General features: G+C 57.8%; 19 protein-coding genes and 1 tRNA gene. 15 read left to right on the top strand and 5 right to left on the bottom strand.

Features of this window, described 5'->3' with window-relative positions; all coding sequences use genetic code 11:
* Nucleotides 1-2 precede the first annotated feature (2 nt).
* Nucleotides 3-293: a PepSY domain-containing protein gene (locus tag ACI3K0_RS03240; RefSeq protein ID WP_183821278.1), complete on the bottom strand. Its 291-nt coding sequence runs from the start codon at nt 291-293 to the stop codon at nt 3-5.
* Between the two features lie 135 nt (nt 294-428).
* On the opposite strand from ACI3K0_RS03240, the gene ACI3K0_RS03245 reads away from it, so the two are divergent.
* The 6 genes from ACI3K0_RS03245 (at nt 429) to ACI3K0_RS03270 (ending at nt 7,105) form a co-directional block, all read left to right on the top strand.
* Entirely contained in the window at nt 429-749 is a 321-nt protein-coding gene (locus ACI3K0_RS03245; protein ID WP_183821277.1) for a PepSY domain-containing protein, read from the top strand.
* A 5-nt stretch (nt 750-754) separates the two neighbouring features.
* On the top strand, nt 755-1,414 hold the full coding sequence (locus ACI3K0_RS03250) for a response regulator transcription factor (RefSeq protein ID WP_183821276.1): 660 nt from the start codon (nt 755-757) through the stop codon (nt 1,412-1,414).
* Nucleotides 1,411-2,772 carry a HAMP domain-containing sensor histidine kinase gene (locus tag ACI3K0_RS03255; RefSeq protein WP_183821275.1) on the top strand — a complete coding sequence of 454 codons (1,362 nt, stop codon included), beginning with the start codon at nt 1,411-1,413 and terminating at the stop codon, nt 2,770-2,772. The genes ACI3K0_RS03250 and ACI3K0_RS03255 overlap by 4 nt, the downstream gene beginning before the upstream one ends.
* 252 nt (nt 2,773-3,024) lie before the next feature.
* The gene (locus tag ACI3K0_RS03260; protein ID WP_183821274.1) at nt 3,025-4,359 is read left to right on the top strand and encodes a solute carrier family 23 protein; all 1,335 of its coding nucleotides are present in this window, start codon (nt 3,025-3,027) and stop codon (nt 4,357-4,359) included.
* 321 nt (nt 4,360-4,680) lie between these two features.
* Nucleotides 4,681-6,471: a DEAD/DEAH box helicase gene (locus ACI3K0_RS03265; protein WP_404944890.1), complete on the top strand. Its 1,791-nt coding sequence runs from the start codon at nt 4,681-4,683 to the stop codon at nt 6,469-6,471.
* An 85-nt stretch (nt 6,472-6,556) separates the two neighbouring features.
* The gene (locus tag ACI3K0_RS03270) at nt 6,557-7,105 is read left to right on the top strand and encodes a hypothetical protein (protein WP_404944891.1); all 549 of its coding nucleotides are present in this window, start codon (nt 6,557-6,559) and stop codon (nt 7,103-7,105) included.
* Here ACI3K0_RS03270 and ACI3K0_RS03275 read toward each other — a convergent pair.
* A complete protein-coding gene (locus ACI3K0_RS03275) occupies nt 7,077-7,985 on the bottom strand; it encodes a DMT family transporter (protein ID WP_183822324.1) in 909 nt (302 codons plus the stop codon). The two genes, ACI3K0_RS03270 and ACI3K0_RS03275, sit on opposite strands and share 29 nt — an antisense overlap.
* 305 nt (nt 7,986-8,290) lie before the next feature.
* Between ACI3K0_RS03275 and ACI3K0_RS03280 the strand changes: the two genes are divergently transcribed.
* From ACI3K0_RS03280 to ACI3K0_RS03295, 4 genes are all read left to right on the top strand, one after another.
* Nucleotides 8,291-9,700 carry a circularly permuted type 2 ATP-grasp protein gene (locus ACI3K0_RS03280; RefSeq protein WP_183685228.1) on the top strand — a complete coding sequence of 470 codons (1,410 nt, stop codon included), beginning with the start codon at nt 8,291-8,293 and terminating at the stop codon, nt 9,698-9,700.
* A 12-nt stretch (nt 9,701-9,712) separates the two neighbouring features.
* Entirely contained in the window at nt 9,713-10,657 is a 945-nt protein-coding gene (locus tag ACI3K0_RS03285; RefSeq protein ID WP_183821271.1) for an alpha-E domain-containing protein, read from the top strand.
* 32 nt (nt 10,658-10,689) lie between these two features.
* Entirely contained in the window at nt 10,690-11,511 is an 822-nt protein-coding gene (locus ACI3K0_RS03290) for a transglutaminase domain-containing protein (protein WP_404944892.1), read from the top strand.
* A gap of 65 nt (nt 11,512-11,576) precedes the next feature.
* Nucleotides 11,577-12,080, top strand: a complete 504-nt coding sequence (locus ACI3K0_RS03295; protein WP_183821269.1) for a hypothetical protein — start codon at nt 11,577-11,579, stop codon at nt 12,078-12,080.
* 17 nt (nt 12,081-12,097) lie between these two features.
* On the opposite strand, the gene ACI3K0_RS03300 is transcribed toward ACI3K0_RS03295, so the two are convergent.
* Nucleotides 12,098-12,310 (bottom strand): DUF3329 domain-containing protein, encoded by a 213-nt coding sequence (locus tag ACI3K0_RS03300; RefSeq protein ID WP_148145743.1) that lies wholly within the window; start codon nt 12,308-12,310, stop codon nt 12,098-12,100.
* Nucleotides 12,311-12,573: 263 nt separating this feature from the next.
* Here ACI3K0_RS03300 and ACI3K0_RS03305 point away from each other — a divergent pair.
* Nucleotides 12,574-12,650, top strand: a tRNA-Arg gene (locus tag ACI3K0_RS03305).
* A 203-nt stretch (nt 12,651-12,853) separates the two neighbouring features.
* Complete coding sequence (locus ACI3K0_RS03310) at nt 12,854-14,200, top strand: tyrosine-type recombinase/integrase (protein WP_404944893.1); 1,347 nt, start codon at nt 12,854-12,856, stop codon at nt 14,198-14,200.
* 23 nt (nt 14,201-14,223) lie between these two features.
* Here the strand turns inward: ACI3K0_RS03310 and ACI3K0_RS03315 are convergent, their stop codons facing one another.
* On the bottom strand, nt 14,224-15,900 hold the full coding sequence (locus ACI3K0_RS03315) for a recombinase family protein (protein ID WP_404944894.1): 1,677 nt from the start codon (nt 15,898-15,900) through the stop codon (nt 14,224-14,226).
* 49 nt (nt 15,901-15,949) lie between these two features.
* The gene (locus ACI3K0_RS03320; protein ID WP_404944895.1) at nt 15,950-17,509 is read right to left on the bottom strand and encodes a flagellar hook-basal body complex protein; all 1,560 of its coding nucleotides are present in this window, start codon (nt 17,507-17,509) and stop codon (nt 15,950-15,952) included.
* 101 nt (nt 17,510-17,610) lie between these two features.
* Between ACI3K0_RS03320 and ACI3K0_RS03325 the strand changes: the two genes are divergently transcribed.
* The 3 genes from ACI3K0_RS03325 to ACI3K0_RS03335 all read left to right on the top strand — a co-directional run bounded on the left by ACI3K0_RS03325 (nt 17,611) and on the right by ACI3K0_RS03335 (nt 19,247).
* Nucleotides 17,611-18,138 (top strand): flagellar hook-basal body complex protein, encoded by a 528-nt coding sequence (locus ACI3K0_RS03325; protein WP_404944896.1) that lies wholly within the window; start codon nt 17,611-17,613, stop codon nt 18,136-18,138.
* A gap of 49 nt (nt 18,139-18,187) precedes the next feature.
* Nucleotides 18,188-18,472 (top strand): type II toxin-antitoxin system ParD family antitoxin, encoded by a 285-nt coding sequence (locus ACI3K0_RS03330; RefSeq protein WP_404944897.1) that lies wholly within the window; start codon nt 18,188-18,190, stop codon nt 18,470-18,472.
* Nucleotides 18,473-18,800: 328 nt separating this feature from the next.
* On the top strand, nt 18,801-19,247 hold the full coding sequence (locus ACI3K0_RS03335) for a hypothetical protein (protein ID WP_404944898.1): 447 nt from the start codon (nt 18,801-18,803) through the stop codon (nt 19,245-19,247).
* The last annotated feature ends 107 nt before the right edge of the window (nt 19,248-19,354 follow it).

The following is a 19,354-nucleotide window of genomic DNA, read 5'->3' on the forward strand; positions in this document are numbered from 1 at the left end:
GATCAATCGTCGTCGCCGTCGATCCACACCTGTTCGCCGGATTGCGGGTGGAACTTGATTTCCATCTTGCGGCCATCCTTGTTGCGGGCCTCGACCTCATAGCAACCGTCATCGATATTGATATCGCGGATTTCCAGACCAAGCGGCGCGATCCTGTTGCGCAAATCCGCTTCGCTCATCCAGTCGGCGATCGGCACATTGCCGCAACGGCGACGATCATCGTCATCCGCATGGGCGACAGAGGCAAAGCCGACGGAAGAGAGAGCAACGGCGGCAAGGATAATGCTTTTCATGACGGGTTCCTTTCGAACTGATCCGGCCGAGGCATCCTTGCCTAACCGATGGTGAGACCTTACGAAATTAGCGCTGAGCGATAACTGACAGGCGATGTCAGCTAAATTTCAGCAAACCCGTGTTAGAAGAAGCGGATGTTGAAACGCCTCACTGCCCTCGCCCTTCTGTCTGCTCTGGTCTTTACGGCCCCGCCTTCGAAGGGCGATGACAACCATGATCTTGACCGCTTGCGCGATGCCGTGAACCGCGGTGAGGTCATGCCGCTTTCCGCCTTGCAGGAGGAAGTGCGGCGCGCGTTTCCGGGCGAGATCATCCGCGTCAAGCTGGATGAAGACGACGGGCGTTTCATCTACGAATTCAAGGTGCTGAGGAGTAATGGTCGACTTGTCGAAATCGAGATGGACGCCAGGGATGGCCGCGTTCTCGATGTCGATAATGACGATGACGACGATTGATTGCCATGCGTATCCTGCTTGTTGAAGACGACCCGTTGATCGCCCGCGACGTCACCCGCCATCTCGAACATGCCGGCTATCTGGTCGAGCATGAACGTGACGGCGAGAGCGGCTGGTTCCGCGGTGACGCAGAAGAATTCGCCGCCGTCATTCTCGATCTCGGCCTGCCCGAACTCGATGGCCTGTCGGTTCTCAAACGCTGGCGCGCCACTGAGCGGGAACTGCCCGTTCTCATCCTGACTGCCCGCGGCAACTGGGAAGAGCGCGTCGAGGGCATCGATGCCGGCGCCGACGATTACCTGGCAAAACCCTTCCAGATGCCCGAGCTTCTGGCCCGCCTGCGCGCCATCATCCGCCGCTCGCAGGGCAAAGCGGCTCCAGTGATGCAGGCAGGCAGGCTGAAGCTCGATCCGCGCGCAAAGAGTGCTTCGGTCGACGGCCTGCCCGTGGAACTGACGCCGCTCGAATATCGCTGCCTGCATTTTCTGATGGCCAATGCAGAGCGGCATGTCTCGCAGATGGAATTGACCGAGCAACTCTACGCACAGGATTTCGAGCGAGAGAGCAATTCGGTCGAGGTTCTCGTCGCCCGGCTGCGCAAGAAATTCGGCAGGGAAGTCATTGTCACCCGCCGCGGCTACGGCTACCGGATCGGCACCACATGAGCGAAGACATCAAGGCCGGGCGCCGTCCGCTCTCGATCCGCAACCGTTTTCTGATCGTCTCGCTGGTCACGGTCCCGGCGGCGCTTGCCTTGGCCTGCCTGTTTATGGTCTCGGTCTTTTCCGCCAATCTGGAACGCCGGCTCGATGCGGAACTGACCGGCCATATCAACAATCTCGCCGCCTCGCTGCGTTTTGCCGCCGATGGCACACCCGAACGCCCGGCCGGCTTCTTCGACAAGCGTTTCGAGGATGCCTATGGCGGGCTCTACTGGCAGATCGGCGACGACACCTCCCCTGCCCGCCTGCGTTCCCACTCGCTTTGGGATTATACGCTTACTTCACCTGCCGATCTGCCGAGCGACGGGCGGGTTCTTCGCTACGACATGGCCGGGCCGGACGGCGCGACGCTGACCGCCCAGCAGCGCCAGATCATGGTGCCGACGCCCGCAGGCCTGAAGACCCTGCAGATCATCGTCGCGGCAGATCGCAAACCCTTGCAGGAAGCCGGTTATCGCTTCGCCTTCGACATCCTGCCCTATCTCGCAGGCCTCGCACTTTTCCTGATCGGCGCGTCGCTGATCCAGGTCGTCTTCGGCCTGAAGCCGCTGGCAGCACTGACCACCGGCCTCGACCGTATCCGCGAACGACGCGGCGGCCGGCTGGAAGGCGTTTTGCCGAAGGAATTCGAGCCCGTCGAAACATCGGTCAACCGCCTCCTCGACGCCCAGGCTCAGGCAATCGCCAAGGCCCGCGCCCGCGCCGGCGATCTGGCACATGGGCTGAAAACACCGCTGACGGTGCTCTCCAACGACGCACTGACGCTGCGCCAGAAGGGCGAGACCGGGATGGCCGACGAGATCGACCGGCTGGTGGCGCTGATGCGCGCCCATGTCGAGGCGGAACTGGCAAGAAGCCGCATCGTCGCCAATGCCGAACTGCGCCAATCCGATGCCGACATGGAAAAGATCACCGACCAGATCGTCCGCACGCTGAAACGAACGCCGGAAGGTGAAGCGCTGACATGGAATGTCGAGATCGGCGAGCCGGCAGACGTTCCTCTCGATCCGCATGACCTTCGCGAGATGATCGGTAATATCGTCGAAAACGCCGTCAAATGGGCCGCAGGCGAAGTGACTATCACCTGGAAAAACCGCCGACTGACCGTAGCCGACGACGGTCCCGGCGTCGATCCCGAAAAGATCCGCAGCATGACCGAACGCGGCGTACGCCTCGACGAACAGGTGCCGGGAACAGGTCTCGGCCTCTCCATCGTCAAGGAAATCTGCACCGTCTACGGATTGACCCTGTCGATCGAAAACCGGCGGCAAGCCGGGTTACAGGTCACCATCGCCTTTTGAACTGCGACAGGATTTCCGCCTTCAAAGGCATCAGCGCTGTGGGAAACCACTTGCCCGCCGATGACATCGGCCAATGATAGCGTTAACGAGGCTTTTTGCGAGCCGGCACGATCCATCGAAGCAACAGCGGCGATCCCGTGCCCGCGCGACAGGCAAAATTCATTCCCGCCTTATGAGACTATAAATCGAAAAAGCACGGCACCGGAAACGTGTCGGGTCGCTTGGCGGGACGCAACAGGGATAGGGCGAGACATGAGCGAGACGGGTGGGTATTTTCCGCGTTGGCGGCTGAAGACGGAAGGGCGCATCCTGCCCGACGAACGTCTGCCGGCTGGGCCGACGGTGGTGCTGGGCTTCCAGCATGTGGTGGCGATGTTCGGCTCGACCGTGCTTGCCCCGATGATCATGGGTTTCGATCCGAACGTATCGATCCTGTTTTCCGGCCTTTCGACACTCATCTTCTTCATCGCCGTCGGTGGCCGCGTGCCGAGCTATCTCGGGTCCTCCTTCGCCTTCATCGGCCCGGTTCTGGTTGCAACTGCGGCCGCAGCCGGCGCGCCTAACCCGAATATCGCCTTGGCGCTGGGCGGCATCATCGCAGCCGGTGCGCTTTACGCCCTGATCGGTATCATCGTCATGATGGCCGGCCACCGTTGGATCGAGCGTCTGATGCCACCGGTCCTGACCGGCGCGATCGTCGCCGCAATCGGCCTCGTGCTCGCACCGATCGCGATCGCTAGCGCATCCGGCACCGGTGCGACGGCGCCCGACGGCAGCCAGCTGTCGCGCTGGGTAGCGATTGCTACCGTCGCGGCTGTCGGCCTCGTCGCCGTCTACGCTCCCGGCATGACCCGCCGCCTACCGATCCTTCTCGGCGGCGCTTTCGCCTATATCCTCTATCTCGTGCTGGCCAACGGAATGGGTTATGGCACGCCGATCGACTTCTCCGGCGTCTCTGCCGCCGCATGGTTCGGTTTGCCGACCTTCACCGCACCGGTCTTCTCGGCCTCCGCGATCACCCTGATCGCCCCGGTCGTCGTCATCCTGGTTGCCGAAAACCTCGGGCATATCAAGGCGATCGGCGCCATGACCGGCCGCAATCTCGACCCCTATCTCGGCCGCGCCTTCATCGGTGACGGTGTCGCAACGATCTTCTCCGGTTTCTTCGGCGGCACCGGCATGACGACCTACGCCGAAAACATGGGCGTCATGGCGGTCACCCGCATCTTTTCGACGCTGGTCTTCCTCGTCGCCGCCTTCGTCGCCATCCTGCTCGGCTTCTCGCCGAAGTTCGGCGCGCTGATCCAGACCATTCCGGGGCCTGTTCTCGGCGGTCTGTCGATCGTCGTTTTCGGCCTAATCGCCGCCACTGCCGGCCGTATCTGGGTGGAAAACAAGGTCGACTTTTCCGAGCCGCGCAACCTGATTACCGTCGGTGTGGCGCTGGTTCTCGGCGCCGGCAACTTCAAGCTCGATGTCGCGGGCTTCACGCTCGACGGCATCGGCACCGCTACGATCGGCGCGATCGTGCTCTATCACGCGCTTGGCCTGACCAAGGCTGCAAACAAGCCGGATCAACAGGCCTGACGAGACTAAAGCGCAGGCCGCATGGCTGGCCTGCGCTTCGCATTTGCGAAATATCCTTGACTTTTCTCGGCAAATCCACCAAATGCCGCTCATGCTTTCACCTTCCGGCTGCCGCGTGAGTTGGCCCTGCGACAACAAAGATCGCAAAGAAGGAACAAGGCGCACAGATAGATCGCCCTGACACTCAGGGTTCAAGCGCTGGGAAGCAATTTCCAACACACAAGTTCCCAAATCACGCGGGGTTCTTGACGCCAGAAACAGCCCACATGGCATGGTGCCATGCAGGCATGTCGTTTTCTGGCGCCCCGAAAGGTATTCGCTTTGACGAATTTTGAATCTCTTGGTGTCTCCAAGCAGATCGTCGCCACGCTGACCGCGCTTGGCATTGAAACCCCGACGCCGATCCAGGCGCAGGCTATCCCTCTTCTTCTTGAAGGCCGCGACCTGATCGGCCTTGCCCAGACAGGCACCGGCAAAACAGCCGCTTTCGGCCTGCCGCTGATCGAGCGCCTGCTTGCCGATGGCACGCGTCCCGACAACCGCACGACCCGTTCGCTGATCCTTGCGCCGACGCGCGAACTGGTAAACCAGATCGCCGCCAGCCTGAAGTCCTTCGCCAAGGGCCGTCCGCTGAAGATCAATCTCGTCGTCGGCGGCGTTTCGATCAACAAGCAGCAGCTGCAGCTGGAAAAAGGCACCGACATTCTGGTTGCCACGCCCGGCCGCCTGCTCGATCTCGTCGCCCGCCGCGCCATCGGCCTGACGACCGTTCGCTTCCTCGTTCTCGACGAAGCCGACCAGATGCTCGACCTGGGCTTCGTGCATGACCTGCGCAAGATCTCCAAGATGGTGCCGAAGAAGCGCCAGACCATGCTTTTCTCGGCGACCATGCCGAAGGCGATCGCCGATCTCGCTGCCGACTTCCTCACCGATCCGGTCAAGGTCGAAGTCACGCCTCCGGGCAAGGCTGCCGACAAGGTCGAACAGTATGTCCATTTCGTCGCCGGCAAGGGCGACAAGACGGAAATTCTGCGCAAGTCGCTGCTCGAAAATCCGGATGGCCGCTCGATCGTCTTCATGCGCACCAAGCACACTGCCGAGAAGCTGATGAAGCATCTCGACAATATCGGCTTCTCTGTCGCCTCCATCCACGGCAACAAGAGCCAGGGCCAGCGCGAGCGGGCACTGAAGGGTTTCCGTGACGGCGAGATCAAGACACTGATCGCCACCGACGTTGCCGCCCGCGGCATCGACATTCCGGCCGTCAGCCACGTCTATAACTACGACCTGCCGGAAGTGCCGGATGCCTATGTTCACCGCATCGGTCGTACGGCACGTGCGGGCCGTGACGGCATCGCGATCGCGTTCTGCGCCCCGGATGAAACGCTGCTCCTGCGCGACATCGAAAAGCTGATGGGCATCGAGATCAAGTCCGCATCCGGCGAGCGCCCGGAAGCGCTCAACCGTCCCGTTCGCGGCAACGGCAACAACAACAGCCGCGGCGGCAACAAGGCCCGCAGTGGAAACGCTCGCGGCAACGCTGGTGGCAACGGCGAAGGCGGCAAGTCCAAGCGCCGCGAGCGCCCGGCCCGCAAGCCGTTCTTCGCGGAAGGCGCAGAAGGTGCTTCGGAAGAGCGCGCAGAGCGCCAGGAACATCGTGGTGGCTCCAACAATCGTCCGCAGCGCGACAACCGCCGCAACGAAGAGTTTCGTGGCCAGCGCCGCAACGAGGAGGCTCCGCGCTCCGAAGGCGACAACGATCTGGTAGCGACCTCGGACTTCCGTCCGAACCGTGGCGAGCAGCAGAAGCGCGGCGGCGGCCAGAACCGTGGTCACCAGGGCCAGGGCCAGCGTCAGCCGAACAATGGCGGCAATCGTGACCGCGCCGCCCACGGCGCCCACGAAGCCGGCAAACAGCGCCAGCAGCATCAGGCAGGTGCGACCGATGGTGCGCAGGCTCCGGCAAAGACCGGTGGCCAGAACCGCCATACCCCGCAGAAGACCAGCCAGGGCGAAGGTCGCGGCCCCGTCCGCTTCGGCAATCCCGGCCCTGCTCGTGGCGACGAACAGCGCGGCGGCGGTTTTCAAGGCCGCAAGCGCCGTCCGGCGTAAGCTGCAAATCTAAAATACAAATAAGCATTGAAGCCGCCTCGGGTCTTGCCTCAGGCGGCTTTACTTTGATCATAGAGCCTCCTAGGTGAGCATAAGGACCACAACCAAAGGGGCGAAATTGATAAGATACAACCTATCAGACAAAGATATCCTGAGCGCCCACCGCCTCTGGCGACGAACAAAATGGGGCAATCGAGTTTACTTGATATCCTGCCTGATTTTGATCGTCCTTATCAGCGCTTACGCTGAGCTGATGTATGATGACCTCAACATGCAGATGCTGATGAGAATTGTCCGCGTTCCTCTGAGCATTGCCCTTTTGAGCTTGGCGGCTGGTTTCATCGCCTCACGGGCGGCATTGCGCAATTTCAAGGCTCGGTTTCAAGCAAACAAGCCTATAGAACTTAGTTGGAACAACGACACCATTACCTTCGAACAAGGCGTTTCACTTTGGCGCGTTCCCCTGCAGGATTTCAGATCTTGGGCAATGAACGACAGTATCCTTCTGATCTTGCGGAGAGGAGCAATTTGGGACCCTATCCCCCTACGCGCTTTAACTCACGATCGACAAGCAGACCTGCTCGACACGTTTACCAAAGCTGGCATTACCCGCGCCAAGTTGTTTCCTTTTTGAAATTGGCGGCCTTCCGGTTCACCAGATACACCCCCGTAACCACGATCGCCGTGCCAACCACCACCGGCAAGGTCAGCGGTTCGCCGAACAGGATCGCGGCCTCGATAGCCACCATGGGCGGCATCAGATAGATCAGCGATGCCGCGCGCGAGACCTGTCCGTGCCGAATGAGCCGAAGCAGCAGGAACACCGCCCCCATCGAAATGCCGATCACCGACCATGCCATCGACGCGATCGCCTGCCATGTCCAGTCGAAACGCATGTCCTCTGTCAGAAGGGCGATCGGCAGGGTGACGATCAAGGCGCCGACGAACTGCAGCGTCGCCGTCGCCATCAGGTCTGCCTGCTGCAGATGCTGCTTCTGATAGATGGTTCCGTAGGTCACCGATGTCATGGCGACGAGATTGATGATCAGTGGAATGCCGAGCCCCGTCAGCCCGGCAGCAAGGCTGGCCAGAAGCTGCGGTGAAATCGCGATCAGTATGCCGGCAAAGCCGAGCCCGAGGCCGATGCGCTGGCGAGAAGAAAGCCGTTCGCCAAGCAGGAAGGTGGCTGCCAATGCAGTCAACAACGGTTGCAGCCCGGCGATGATGCCGGACAGGCCCGACGGCACCCCCTGCCCGATCGCATACCAGACACCGGCAAGATAAAGCCCGTGCAGAAACACGCCGGAGAGAATGGCCTTGCCGAATCCCACCCCGCTCTTGGGCCACTTTGCCCCGATCAGCAGACAGAGGCCGGCAAAGGCACACGCCGCGAGAGCATGGCGCACGGCGAGAAAGGTGATCGGGTCGGCATGCATGGCCGCATATTTCGCAACGATCCAGCCCGTGGACCATAGAAAGGCAAATATCGCCGGCGCGAGGCGGTCAAGCATGATTGGCTTCCGTCAAAGAGGTTAGTTCCCATAGGCGGACAATATTTCCCGGTCAAAGCAGAAAATCTGACGGCAATCGTCAATGACGTTGATCATCCCGTGAGCACTTGGCGCTTTAACGGGCAACACATTGATTTGACGAATGTTAGCAAATCTTGACCTATCGGTTTCAGCTCTGGGCGGCAGCCTCAAATACCCTATTTCCTAAGCGCCAAGTGGAGTTTCGATTTTATCTTCGGCAACTGCGCATGGTTCTTGCATTGCCCTCTGCGTTGTATTCTTATGGCCAAAAAAAGGGGAACGCTTCTTTGGCATTTGATGAAATGTTAACTGCGGAGAACCTTCCGCGCCCACCATATAAAGACTACCACGAGTGGTACGCGGCGCAGGACACCGCACATCTGATCCGCAAGACTCAGGATGCGGAAAACATTTTTCGCAAGACCGGCATCACCTTCGCAGTCTACGGCCACGCGGACAGTTCAGAAAAACTCATCCCCTTCGACATCATTCCCCGCATCATCTCCGCTCGCGAATGGCGCAAGCTGGCCCAGGGCATCGAGCAGCGGGTTCTGGCGCTCAACGCCTTTCTCGACGACATCTACCACAAGCAGGAGATCATCAAGGCAGGCCGCATCCCGCGCGAACTGATCGAGAAGAACGTCGCCTTCCTGCCCGAGATGATCGGCTTCAAGCCACCGGGTGGCGTTTATACCCATATCGTCGGCACCGACATCGTGCGCACCGGCGAAGACCAGTTCTACGTTCTGGAAGACAATGCACGCACGCCCTCCGGTGTCTCCTACATGCTGGAGAACCGCGAGACGATGATGCAGATGTTCCCCGAACTGTTCACCTTGAACAAGGTGCAGCGGGTCGAGGATTATCCGCGCCTGCTTCGCCAGTCGCTCGCGGCTGTCGCCCCTCCCGGCTGCAAGGGCAAGCCGCGCGTTGCCGTGCTCACTCCCGGCATCTACAATTCCGCCTACTACGAACACTCCTTCCTCGCCGACCAGATGGGCGTCGAACTGGTGGAGGGTTCGGATCTGCGCGTGCTCGACGGCAAGGTGCAGATGCGCACCACCCGCGGTTACGAGGCGATCGACGTTCTTTATCGCCGTGTCGACGACGATTTCCTCGACCCTCTCACCTTCCGCCCGGATTCGGCGCTGGGCATTCCCGGCATCATGGATGTCTACCGCGCCGGCAATGTCACGATCGCCAATGCACCGGGAACCGGCATCTGCGACGACAAGGCGATCTATTCCTACATGCCGGAAATCGTCGAATTCTACACGGGTCGCAAGGCGCTTCTTGAAAACGTGCCGACCTGGCGCTGTTCCGAGCCGGCCAGCCTCAAATACGTGCTGGAAAATATCGCGGACCTAGTGATCAAGGAAGTTCACGGGTCAGGCGGATACGGCATGCTGGTGGGGCCGACGGCGACAAAAAAGGAACGCTCCGACTTTGCCGAAAAGCTCAGCGCACGCCCGTCCAACTACATCGCCCAGCCGACGCTGGCTCTGTCCACCGTGCCGATCTTCGTCAACAAGGGCATCGCCCCGCGCCACGTCGATCTGCGGCCCTATGTTCTGGTTTCCGACAAGGTGAAGATCATTCCGGGCGGTCTCACCCGCGTGGCGATCAAGCAAGGCTCGCTGGTGGTCAATTCCAGCCAGGGCGGCGGCACCAAGGACACCTGGGTTCTGGAAGATTGAGGGCGTAGAAGAATGCTGGGAAGAACTGCAAACGGCCTCTACTGGATGTTCCGTTACATCGAGCGCGCCGAAAACATCGCCCGTCTCGTCGATGCCGGCCTGCGCGTATCGCTGACCCGCGCCGGCTCCTCGGATGAGGACTGGCACGGCGTGCTCGAAAGTGCGGGGGTGCGCGAGGCCTATTCCGAGGTCCACGACAAGATGACGGCCGCCGATGCGGTCGATTATCTGCTGCGCGACCGTACCAACCTGTCGAGCGTCATGTCCTGCATCGAGGCGGGCCGCAACAACGCCCGCATGGTAAGAACTGCCCTGACGCGCGAGACCTGGGAAGCGACCAACGAGGCGTGGATCGACCTCAAGGCCCGCATGTCGCGCAAGCCCAAGGCTGCCGACCTGCCCGAGCTGATCGGCGTCATAAAACATCGCTGCGGTCTCATCCGCGGCGCATTTCACGGCTCGATGCTCAGAAACGAAATCTACAATTTCGCCCGCATCGGCACATTCATCGAACGGGCCGACAACACCGCCCGCATTCTCGACGTCAAATATTACGTGCTCCTGCCCTCTGTCAGTCAGGTCGGTTCGGCGCTCGACAATTTCCAGTGGGAATCGATCCTACGATCTGTCTCGGCCCATCGCTCCTACGGCTGGGTCTATGACGGCGAATACCAGGCCTCAAACATCGCCGATATGCTGATCCTGCAGGTGCAGATGCCGCGCTCGCTTGCCTATTGTTACGAGAAGATCGTCAGCAACCTGCATTACCTGTCGGAAGATTACGGCGGCGAGCGGCTGACGGCGCATGACACGGCCGATGCGATCCGGACCATGCTCAAGCGCGGCTCAGTCACCGAGATCATGGACCAGGGCCTGCACGAATTCCTCGAAGACTTCGTCTACCGCAACAACCAGCTCAGCGCCGAGATTTCCGACGGCTACCGCTTTTATCAGTAATCAGCCCAACCGCTCGACCCGAAGGACCACCCATGCGGCTGAAGATTTCGCATACGACAGAATATCTCTATGACGAACCCGTTCCCTATCTGCTGCAGCGCCTGCGGCTGACCCCGATCAGCGGGCCGACGCAAAAGGTGCTGAACTGGAGTGTGAAGGTCGACGGCGCCAAGATCGAGACGGGGTATTTCGACCAATACGGCAATCATGTCGATCTTGTTTCGGTGGAGGGCGCGGAACATGTGATCCGCATCACCGCCACAGGCGAGGTCGATACGCTCGACAAGGCGGGCGTCTTCGGCGCCCATCTCGGCTGCACCCCGCTCTGGCTTTACCTGCGCGACACCGGCCGCACCAAGCCCGGCAAGCTGGTCAAGGATCTGGCGAAAAACGTGAAAGGCGACAGCGAACTGGCGCAGATGCATGCGCTGATGGACGCAATCCACGAGGCGGTCGCCTACAATCCCGGCACCACCACGACCGAAACGACGGCCGAAGAGGCGCTGGCGGCAAAGACCGGCGTCTGCCAGGACCACGCCCATATCTTCATTTCAGCCGCGAGGTTTTCCGGCATTCCGGCCCGTTATGTTTCAGGTTATCTTTTGATGGAGGATAGGCCGGAACAAGTGGCAACCCATGCGTGGGCGGAAGCCCATGTCCCAGGCCTCGGCTGGGTTGGCTTCGATGCCGCCAACAATGTCTGCCCTGATGACCGTTATGTCCGCATCGCGTCGGGCCTCTGCTACCGAGACTGCGCTCCGGTTTCCGGCATGCGGATCGGACCGGCCGGGGAAAACCTCACGGTAAGCCTGACGGTCAAACCGAGCCAGGAACAAAGCCAGACGCAGTCCTGAATGGACGAACGCAAGCCCGGCGCCATGTCCGCCTGCCAGAATGAGATTTCTGGACCGGAGGGTGCATGCTGTTAGGGCAGTCTATATTCCAGTCGGTCCTGACCCGGCTGAAGGAAGAACAGCGAGACGAAGAGGATACGGTACCCGATACGGCGGATTTCCGCATTCGCGGTCTTGGCGCCGGTTTTCTGACGCCCGATGGTCGCCCGGAATCTGCAAAAGCAGATGCGGGTAGCTATTTCGACTATCTTGCCGATTGGCCCGCAAGCGAGCCTGACCGCGTGACACTGAACTCAGGCGCGGCGACGGATGAAGAGGCTGCGCCACCGCCGGAAAAACCCGTTATGCCAGCGCATCTCAATCGCCTGACGGAAGCGGAAATTGCCGAGGACCTGGCAATTTCCTCACTGGATAATGAGGCATCGCTCAACGAAAAACGCCGGAAATTTGCCAAGCTCAATCATCCGGATCGGATAGATGCGGAATTTCGCGACAATGCTACGATCAGGATGAAAACCGCCAATCTTTTGATCGATCAGGCCCTAAACGCTCTTTACTGGCGCAAGTAAACGGCTTTTGCGGAGGGTCAATCCTCTGGCCGCTCCCTCGGCTTCACATCCTGTGAGGCCTTCCGGTCAAAGAACAGCTTGTAGGTGGCAAACAAGCCGACGATGGCGACGATCCCGGCCCATACCGCCTCGCCGGCATAAAGCTCGATTCCGACCCAGACGAAACATACGGCCGGGATAAGCACTCGGCGCCAGAGCGCATCATAAAATGGATGGTTAGGATCGATCATATAAATTGCCTCCTCCGACCGGACACACTCGGCTTTCACGGGGTATCCGGGTTGACAGGGAAAAATGCAAGATCACTAGCAGACAAACTCTCTTCACAGGCACGATTCCTGCTCACGTTCACCGTCAATATTCACATTCCGCATCGACGCTCACCTCAGCATCGATTTTTCCGTCATCCATGGCGCGATTGGCATTGAAGCCTTTGCCGAGCTAGGCTAAGAACCACCCATCGGACACTGACGAGTCATCGTCATCACGGTTAGCACCCGTAGCTCAGCTGGATAGAGTGTTGGATTCCGATTCCAAAGGTCGCAGGTTCGAATCCTGCCGGGTGCGCCAAAATCTCATTGAAATCATTGGATTTTATTTTTATTCTTGATCTCTAAAGGATCGGAATTACACTAGCACAGCGTTAGCACAACGCTTACTGTATCCAAAAAAACTCTATGTTTTCAGTGCTGCGAAATCGCGGCAGGATTGCGTGTTAGCACAGTTTTAGCGCGCCCTGCCTACCGTAGTAACACCATTGGAGACCATGTTCCTTGCTGCAGCGCGTCAGTCATTCCGCAAATTCCGAATCCCCGCAAAAGCGAAACGAGCCCTTTGTTCTCTTCCAGCGTGATCGCACCAACTGGTCCATGCGCTACACGATGGACGGCAAGCAGATCAGGAAGTCACTAGGTACGGCGGATCACGACGAAGCCTACCGACTCGCCAACGAGATCTGGCACGAGCAAAACTATCGCCTGAAACACGGCATGAGCATCGTCGACCATGCCTTTTGCGATGTAGCCGAGGAATTCATCACGAAAATTGAAGCCGAAGCAAAGCGAAAGGAACGTAGCTCGGATCATGCCTATTTCTGGCCCCCGAAGATTCGGCGCTTTCTCATCGGCTATTTTCAGGACAAGCCCATCGACAAGATCACACCGCCGGATCTCGAACGCTATCTCGAATGGCGAAAGACCTACTGGACGTCAGGGCCTGGATCGGACATCGAGAAAATCCGCTGCGAAAGAGAGGATGGCCGCATTTTCAGCCGCCCCGCTCCGCGCAAGATTGCCGCACTTTCCACGATGAAAGGAGAAATGGTCATTATTCGTGGCCTGTTTCAGCAGGCAGTGCGTTGGGGCTATTGCCAGCCTATCGTTATCCCCGCGCCACTCGTCAGGAAGAGGATCGACAACCAGCGCCCCGGCTTCACGCGCGACGAATATGAAAAGTTGCTCACTATGGCGATTGAGCGAATTTCCGAACTGCGACCGAAAACTAACCGCATCAAGGCCAAGGACGGGCGCGAATGGGTTCAAACACAAAAGACCCCGCCGAAGAACATCAAGGCTGACCGCATCCGTCTCTATTGTTACATCGAGATCATGGCCCTTTCTGGCATGAGGCCCACGGAAGCAAAGAATCTTCTGTGGGGGAACGTCCTCGGTTTCAGAGCGACACTCAATCAACCAATCGGGCAGAAGGAGATTAAACTTCAACTTCGCGGAAAGGGAAAACACGGCACAGCATTCCCCTTCCCGGCAGCCATCGGAGCATTTTCGATGCTATGGGAGATGTTCGAAACGGAAGTCGGCCGCGAGCCGGAAGACAGCGATCCAGTATTTGCAGACGCCAAAGGCGTAGCCATCAAGTCCTTTAGGAATGGCTTCAATGAGCTATTGAAAGCCGCCAACCTTGAACTCGACTATCGCGGGAAACGGCGGTCAACCTATTCGCTCCGGCACTACTACATCTCACAAATGCTTATCGCGGGAAAATCTATCTACGATGTGGCCTTGAACACGCGCACATCGCTAGAAATGATCGAGAGGCACTACGCGCATGTCGCGACGGAGGACATCAAGGGGCGTCTTGTGCCCGATGAAGTTCGGTTTTGATTTTCCGATCACCGAAAAGTTCGCTAGCGAACTTTTTGGAGCATTGAGATATCGAAGCTCGCGAGCAGTTCTCCCTGGCGGAATTTGTAGGCGCTGATGCCGTTGGCTACGACAAGGATGGCGGTGTCATCGAAGCTGTCGAACAAAATATCGTAGACGACTTCACGAATGGCGGCGTGAGCCTTGGCGCGAAGTTGAAACCGTTCGTCCTCGTCATTGGCGCTTTCCCAAGCATTGCGCAGCCAGGAAAGGCCAGCACTATCTTGAATGGTTTCCGATCGATATCCCTGAGCCGAAACCTGACGTCTTTTGCAATCGCGCAGCTCTTCCGCCAGTGACCGCCTTTCGTCCTGACGCAGCTTCAATTGTTCAAGAACCCGTTCCAAAGGTTCATCGGCAGTCTCGATAGCAAGCGACAGCCGTTCTTCCTTTTTCTTCACGGTCTCCAGTTCGACTGTGAGCGCGGCAATCTGTTCGTCCAGTACTTTCAAAGCCGGTGATTTGTCTTGTAACACCACGGCATTAGCCAGGCCGATCTCCGGCACATGGGTGATAACGGCTTTCTCCAAAAGGTCGTATCGGAAGTTCTTGCGTCCGTCCTCGCATCGCCGACCGCGAACGTGATTGTTGCAGGCCAGATACCGGACATTGCCGCTACCGATGAGACTCGTCTTGATACTCATCGATCCCCCGCAATGCGCGCAACTACAGATCCCCGAAAATAGATTGCCGAACGTCTTTCCCTTGCGTCCGGCCTTGCCACTGAGGCTGCGCACCGATTGGACGCGAAGGTAAAGTTCGTTGTCGATAGCAGCGGGAAAATAGTTCGCGATAGGATCGCCATCGGGGATACGTTTGCCATCCTCCATCCGGTGCGGCTGGAAAATGCCGATGACGTCTTGCTTGGACAGCACGTTTTTGATGCTGCTCTGAAACCAACCGTTGTTGCTCTTGAAAGTCGGCACGCTATCAGCGTTGAGCCGCTTGGCGATCCCGGTCGTGCCGAGGCCATCGGCGGCGAGCTCGAAAATCAACTTCACCGTTTTGGCATGGTCGTTAAGCGAAAACTCGTACCGCTGTCCTTCGATGCGCTTGGCATCGATCCACGCCGGTGTCCTGCCGGTGATCTTTTCTTGGCCCTCACGAGCCCTTTCACGTTTACGCTTATTCGCCAGACTGATGCGCTCGCTTTTCGTCTGGCTTTCTTCATGCCCCCGCGACATGACGGCTAAGCCGATAATAAGCTTTGTCCAGTCACCCTTCAGGCTCTCCCGGCTGTAGATTTGCCTGTCATCCCCCAATGTGACGATGATGATACCGGCGTTGATGATCGCCATAAATAAGGTCAGAGCGTCCGGTACTGCCTCGCGTGAAAGCCGGTCGAGGCTCTCGATCAGAAGGTAGCTTCCTTTGGCGATGTCGCCTCTTTCCGCCATTTCGAGAAATCGGCCAAGCGCACCGCTTCTGAAATTCTTGCCCTTCCATGCGCTGACACCAATGTCACGCAGGCTGTCGTCGAGCAGCAGGCCATATTCGTCTGCGAACTGGCGGGAGCGCTCCAATTGTCGGCGCATGCTGTCTCCGCGCAATTGCTTATGCGTACTCATCCGCACGTATGAATAGGCCCTGATGGGGGCAGACCCCGCTGCTCCAGGATGGCTGTCTTGCAATGGCTTCTCCTTTTCATGCGCTGCTAGCACTGGATGGTGCTGGGCACGAGCGCGCAGGAGGCCGGCGTAATGGGCTACATTAGTGTAAGGTTGTGGCTAGCGGGGCGCTAGCATAGGGAAAGCCGCCGTTCGTGGCATCCGCATTGTTGAAGACGGACACTTCCCAAACGCCGTCTTCGCCCTTTGTGTAATACACGTCCAGCAGCACCAATCCGCCGTAGGAGTCATAGGCTGCCAGCGAGGTTTTGTTGGTGAATGTGCTGGATGCCACGTTATCTGCCGGTGTTGCATTGATCAGCGACGGTCGGACTGCGGGAGCACTCGCCGGAAGGTTGAACGAGACATTGACACCATCCTCCCATCCAGCGGTAAGATCAGGAATAGATACCGAACCTGTAAAATCGAGTGTCAGGGTTTCACCACCGCCGAGAACGATGTCCGTCGATCCGCCGCTTGTTAACGCGCCAGACGAAGGATCGTAGGTGAGGACAAGAGAAGCAAGGGGAGCGCTTCCCGCAGCGCCGTACGGAAAACCACCTGCAGTGGCATCGGCGGCATCATAGACAGCTACTTCCCATGTTAGATCATCCGTCTTGGTATAGTAGACGTCAAAAGCCGTTCCATAGGGAAGCCCCGGAAGACCGGAGACAGATTGCTGCATAGTGTATGCGGCATCGAGGACATTCGCCGACGCAGGTTGATCGCCGCCTGCTATATCAATCTGTGGGGCATCCGACGGCATGTTCGCGGTGAAATCCACAGTGAGCATCGAGCTTGATGCACCGGCCTGCTGTTTGAGGCCGGAAAAGTCCAGATAATAAGGATCGCTCGCGTCGGGATAGAGCTTGGTGTCACCGTCAACAATCTTACCGGTATCTGGATCGAAAGTCAGGGTGGTTGTCGCCGTTACGACATCGCCACTGGACATGTCATAGGGAAAGCCGGTGGATGCGCCGCTGTAATCCACATAGACGGTGACCTCCCACGTGTTTTCGCTGAGCTTGGTGTAATAGACGTCTGTGTTTCCCGTTTCGTCAGCATAGGACATCTTGTAGGTGTAGCCGCTGTATGGGCTGTTCTCGGATGGCGGAACATTGACACGAACGCCTCCGACAGGATCGGCGCCGTACGGAAGATTTGCGACGAGTGTTCCTCTCGTCGATGCAGACGCAGATAGCCCTCCCGAGCCGACTCTCACGGGCTCCAAGCCGTCATAGCTGTTCACGACGACGGTGGGAGACGCGCTTCCATCATAAGGCGCACCAAGCAATGTGTATCCGGCGGAGTTGACCAGATAACCTTCTTCATCGGGCGTGAAGTCGCCGGCGCGTGTGAGGACTATCGCGCCACTTGGATCTTGAACGACGAAGAAACCTTCGCCTTGGATTGCCAGGTCACTCTTCGAAGTAGTGTATGTCAGAGCGCCCTGCTCACTGATCGAATAATTGGTGCTGCTCGAAACCCCACCTGAATTATAGCTTCCTGAGGTGGATGGCAGGACAAGTGACGAGAAAGACACCAACGCGCCCTTGTATGCTGTTGTGGTGGAATTCGCGATGTTGTCGCCCACGGCCGAGAGCCGATTTGATTGCGCGTTCATGCCGGAAACAGCGGTCTTCATAGTGCCGAACAAACTCATTTCATGCCTCTCAGAGTCTTATTTCTGCTGATGACGCTAGAAACGATTCCTTGCGCGAAACGTTACGCACACAATAACTGAGCGAAATTCCGTTGGCGTAAATGGACATAACATTACTGTATTTTGATACGCAGACAGGAAAACTTGGTGGAGACTCCAATATAACTTTTGAAATTCCAAACGGTGATGAATTTACAATAAATTTATCTAGCACGACGCAATTGGCGACTGATTTTGTAATTGGTAGCGCGAGCGTCAACGGCAGTGCCGCAAGTGCCACCATAGGATATTCGATTACCGAAGATGGAACGATCTATGCGCAATACGGCAACGGAGATCTTGAGGCTCTGTATCGCATAGCGCTCGCATCGGTCGAAAGCCCCGATAATTTGGCCGTCCTCTCAGGAAATGCCTATAGGACTACGGCTTCGTCAGGAGTTGTGACGCTTGGGTATGGAGGGCAATCCGGTTTCGGTTCAATCGTATCCGGCGCGCTTGAAACGTCTAACGTCGATCTGGCCTCAGAGTTGACCGAGATCATTGAGGCACAGCGGAGCTATACCGCAAATTCAAAGGTGTTTCAGACCGGATCAGACATGATGGGATCGCTGCTTGATCTCGTCCGCTGATAAACGGCCTCAGGTTGCCGCTTACAAATCGATTTTAAAGGAATCTGTTATGCAGAATGCCGAAAACGTCAGTATTAGCCTGACACGCGAGCAAATGCAGGCCATCGAAGAACGCGTTAAGTCCGGGGAGTTTTCCACGATCAGCGAAGCCGTGAGTGACGCTGTACGCGTCTGGCTACAGCAACGCTTAGAGGAAGCCGAGCGCGTTGATGCATTACGTGAACTTGAGCGCATCGCGTCTGAAGGCTCTTGGCTGATCTCGACCGAAGCTGGCGGCACGACATCTAATACGATTGAAATAAACTATAAGGATTTTGATTATACCGCCCGATAGGATCGCATGTTGGTCCTGCGCCCCCGCCGCTAATGTCAACGCGGCGCGAATTTTCTACGCAATCAGCTCTTCCGCGATCTTTGCTCGATAATCACATCGATCGGACGAGAGAAGCAGTATCTGTCGATTGCCGCCGTGGATCAGTTGCAGCAAAATGTCCTGACTGCCGCATGTTCTAGACCGGATCGGACATGACGGAAACGCTGCTTGATCTCGTTCGCCGATATGGATTGCTAATCAGCAAGAGGCAACAAACTCTTTAGTCGCTCTTTCTTAGAAAAGGCTTTATTTTCAGAGGCATGGAAGACACTCACGAAAGGATGTTGGCATGTCTCATCTCAAGAATCTGAAACTTGCAGCAGTTTCGGCATCTACGATGTCGGGTGATCCTATCGCGCGAGCAAGGGAGAAGGCTGTGGCTGGCTTGCTCGAACAGAAGCGCATGGCTGAAGCCAAGATCGCCGGTCAGCCGTTCACGGCAACACATATTGTTCGTCAGAAGAATGCGGAGGGACAGCGTGTCGAGGTGGAGAAGCCGAAGCGCGTTCGTCAAGGTTGGTTCGCGGATGGCAGCGGCAAGATTTTCTTCGCGATCCGGTATGCCGGTAAGGCAATCGAGTTCGCCAAGGACAAGAATGCTATCGAGGTCGGTGAGATTGCCGGTCTTCCCGGCATTATCGATACTCTTGCCGAGGCCGTTCGGGCGGGGGAACTGGATGCGCAGTTGGCGAAAGCTGCAGTCGAACGCAGTAAGCAGTTGCGCAAGACGGGTTAAAACCCACTTTAAATTCGCGAATGTTTTGCAACGGGCATATAATCCGATGGATTATATGCCCTTCCTGCGTTCCGGCCGGAACGCATCAATAAGGCCCGTATTCACGC

The organism is Rhizobium sp. ZW T2_16 (genome assembly GCF_044987325.1).
Lineage (GTDB): Bacteria > Pseudomonadota > Alphaproteobacteria > Rhizobiales > Rhizobiaceae > Neorhizobium > Neorhizobium cellulosilyticum.

What these genes read in the sequence shown, in the direction of transcription:
- ACI3K0_RS03300 (WP_148145743.1), bottom strand. Translation starts at nt 12,310, where the DNA reads ATGATCGATCCTAACCATCCATTTTATGATGCGCTCTGGCGCCGAGTG.
- ACI3K0_RS03245 (WP_183821277.1), top strand. Translation starts at nt 429, where the DNA reads ATGTTGAAACGCCTCACTGCCCTCGCCCTTCTGTCTGCTCTGGTCTTT.
- ACI3K0_RS03330 (WP_404944897.1), top strand. Translation starts at nt 18,188, where the DNA reads ATGCAGAATGCCGAAAACGTCAGTATTAGCCTGACACGCGAGCAAATG.
- ACI3K0_RS03295 (WP_183821269.1), top strand. Translation starts at nt 11,577, where the DNA reads ATGCTGTTAGGGCAGTCTATATTCCAGTCGGTCCTGACCCGGCTGAAG.
- ACI3K0_RS03320 (WP_404944895.1), bottom strand. Translation starts at nt 17,509, where the DNA reads ATGAGTTTGTTCGGCACTATGAAGACCGCTGTTTCCGGCATGAACGCG.
- ACI3K0_RS03260 (WP_183821274.1), top strand. Translation starts at nt 3,025, where the DNA reads ATGAGCGAGACGGGTGGGTATTTTCCGCGTTGGCGGCTGAAGACGGAA.
- ACI3K0_RS03290 (WP_404944892.1), top strand. Translation starts at nt 10,690, where the DNA reads ATGCGGCTGAAGATTTCGCATACGACAGAATATCTCTATGACGAACCC.
- ACI3K0_RS03285 (WP_183821271.1), top strand. Translation starts at nt 9,713, where the DNA reads ATGCTGGGAAGAACTGCAAACGGCCTCTACTGGATGTTCCGTTACATC.
- ACI3K0_RS03240 (WP_183821278.1), bottom strand. Translation starts at nt 293, where the DNA reads ATGAAAAGCATTATCCTTGCCGCCGTTGCTCTCTCTTCCGTCGGCTTT.
- ACI3K0_RS03335 (WP_404944898.1), top strand. Translation starts at nt 18,801, where the DNA reads ATGTCTCATCTCAAGAATCTGAAACTTGCAGCAGTTTCGGCATCTACG.
- ACI3K0_RS03255 (WP_183821275.1), top strand. Translation starts at nt 1,411, where the DNA reads ATGAGCGAAGACATCAAGGCCGGGCGCCGTCCGCTCTCGATCCGCAAC.
- ACI3K0_RS03325 (WP_404944896.1), top strand. Translation starts at nt 17,611, where the DNA reads ATGGACATAACATTACTGTATTTTGATACGCAGACAGGAAAACTTGGT.
- ACI3K0_RS03250 (WP_183821276.1), top strand. Translation starts at nt 755, where the DNA reads ATGCGTATCCTGCTTGTTGAAGACGACCCGTTGATCGCCCGCGACGTC.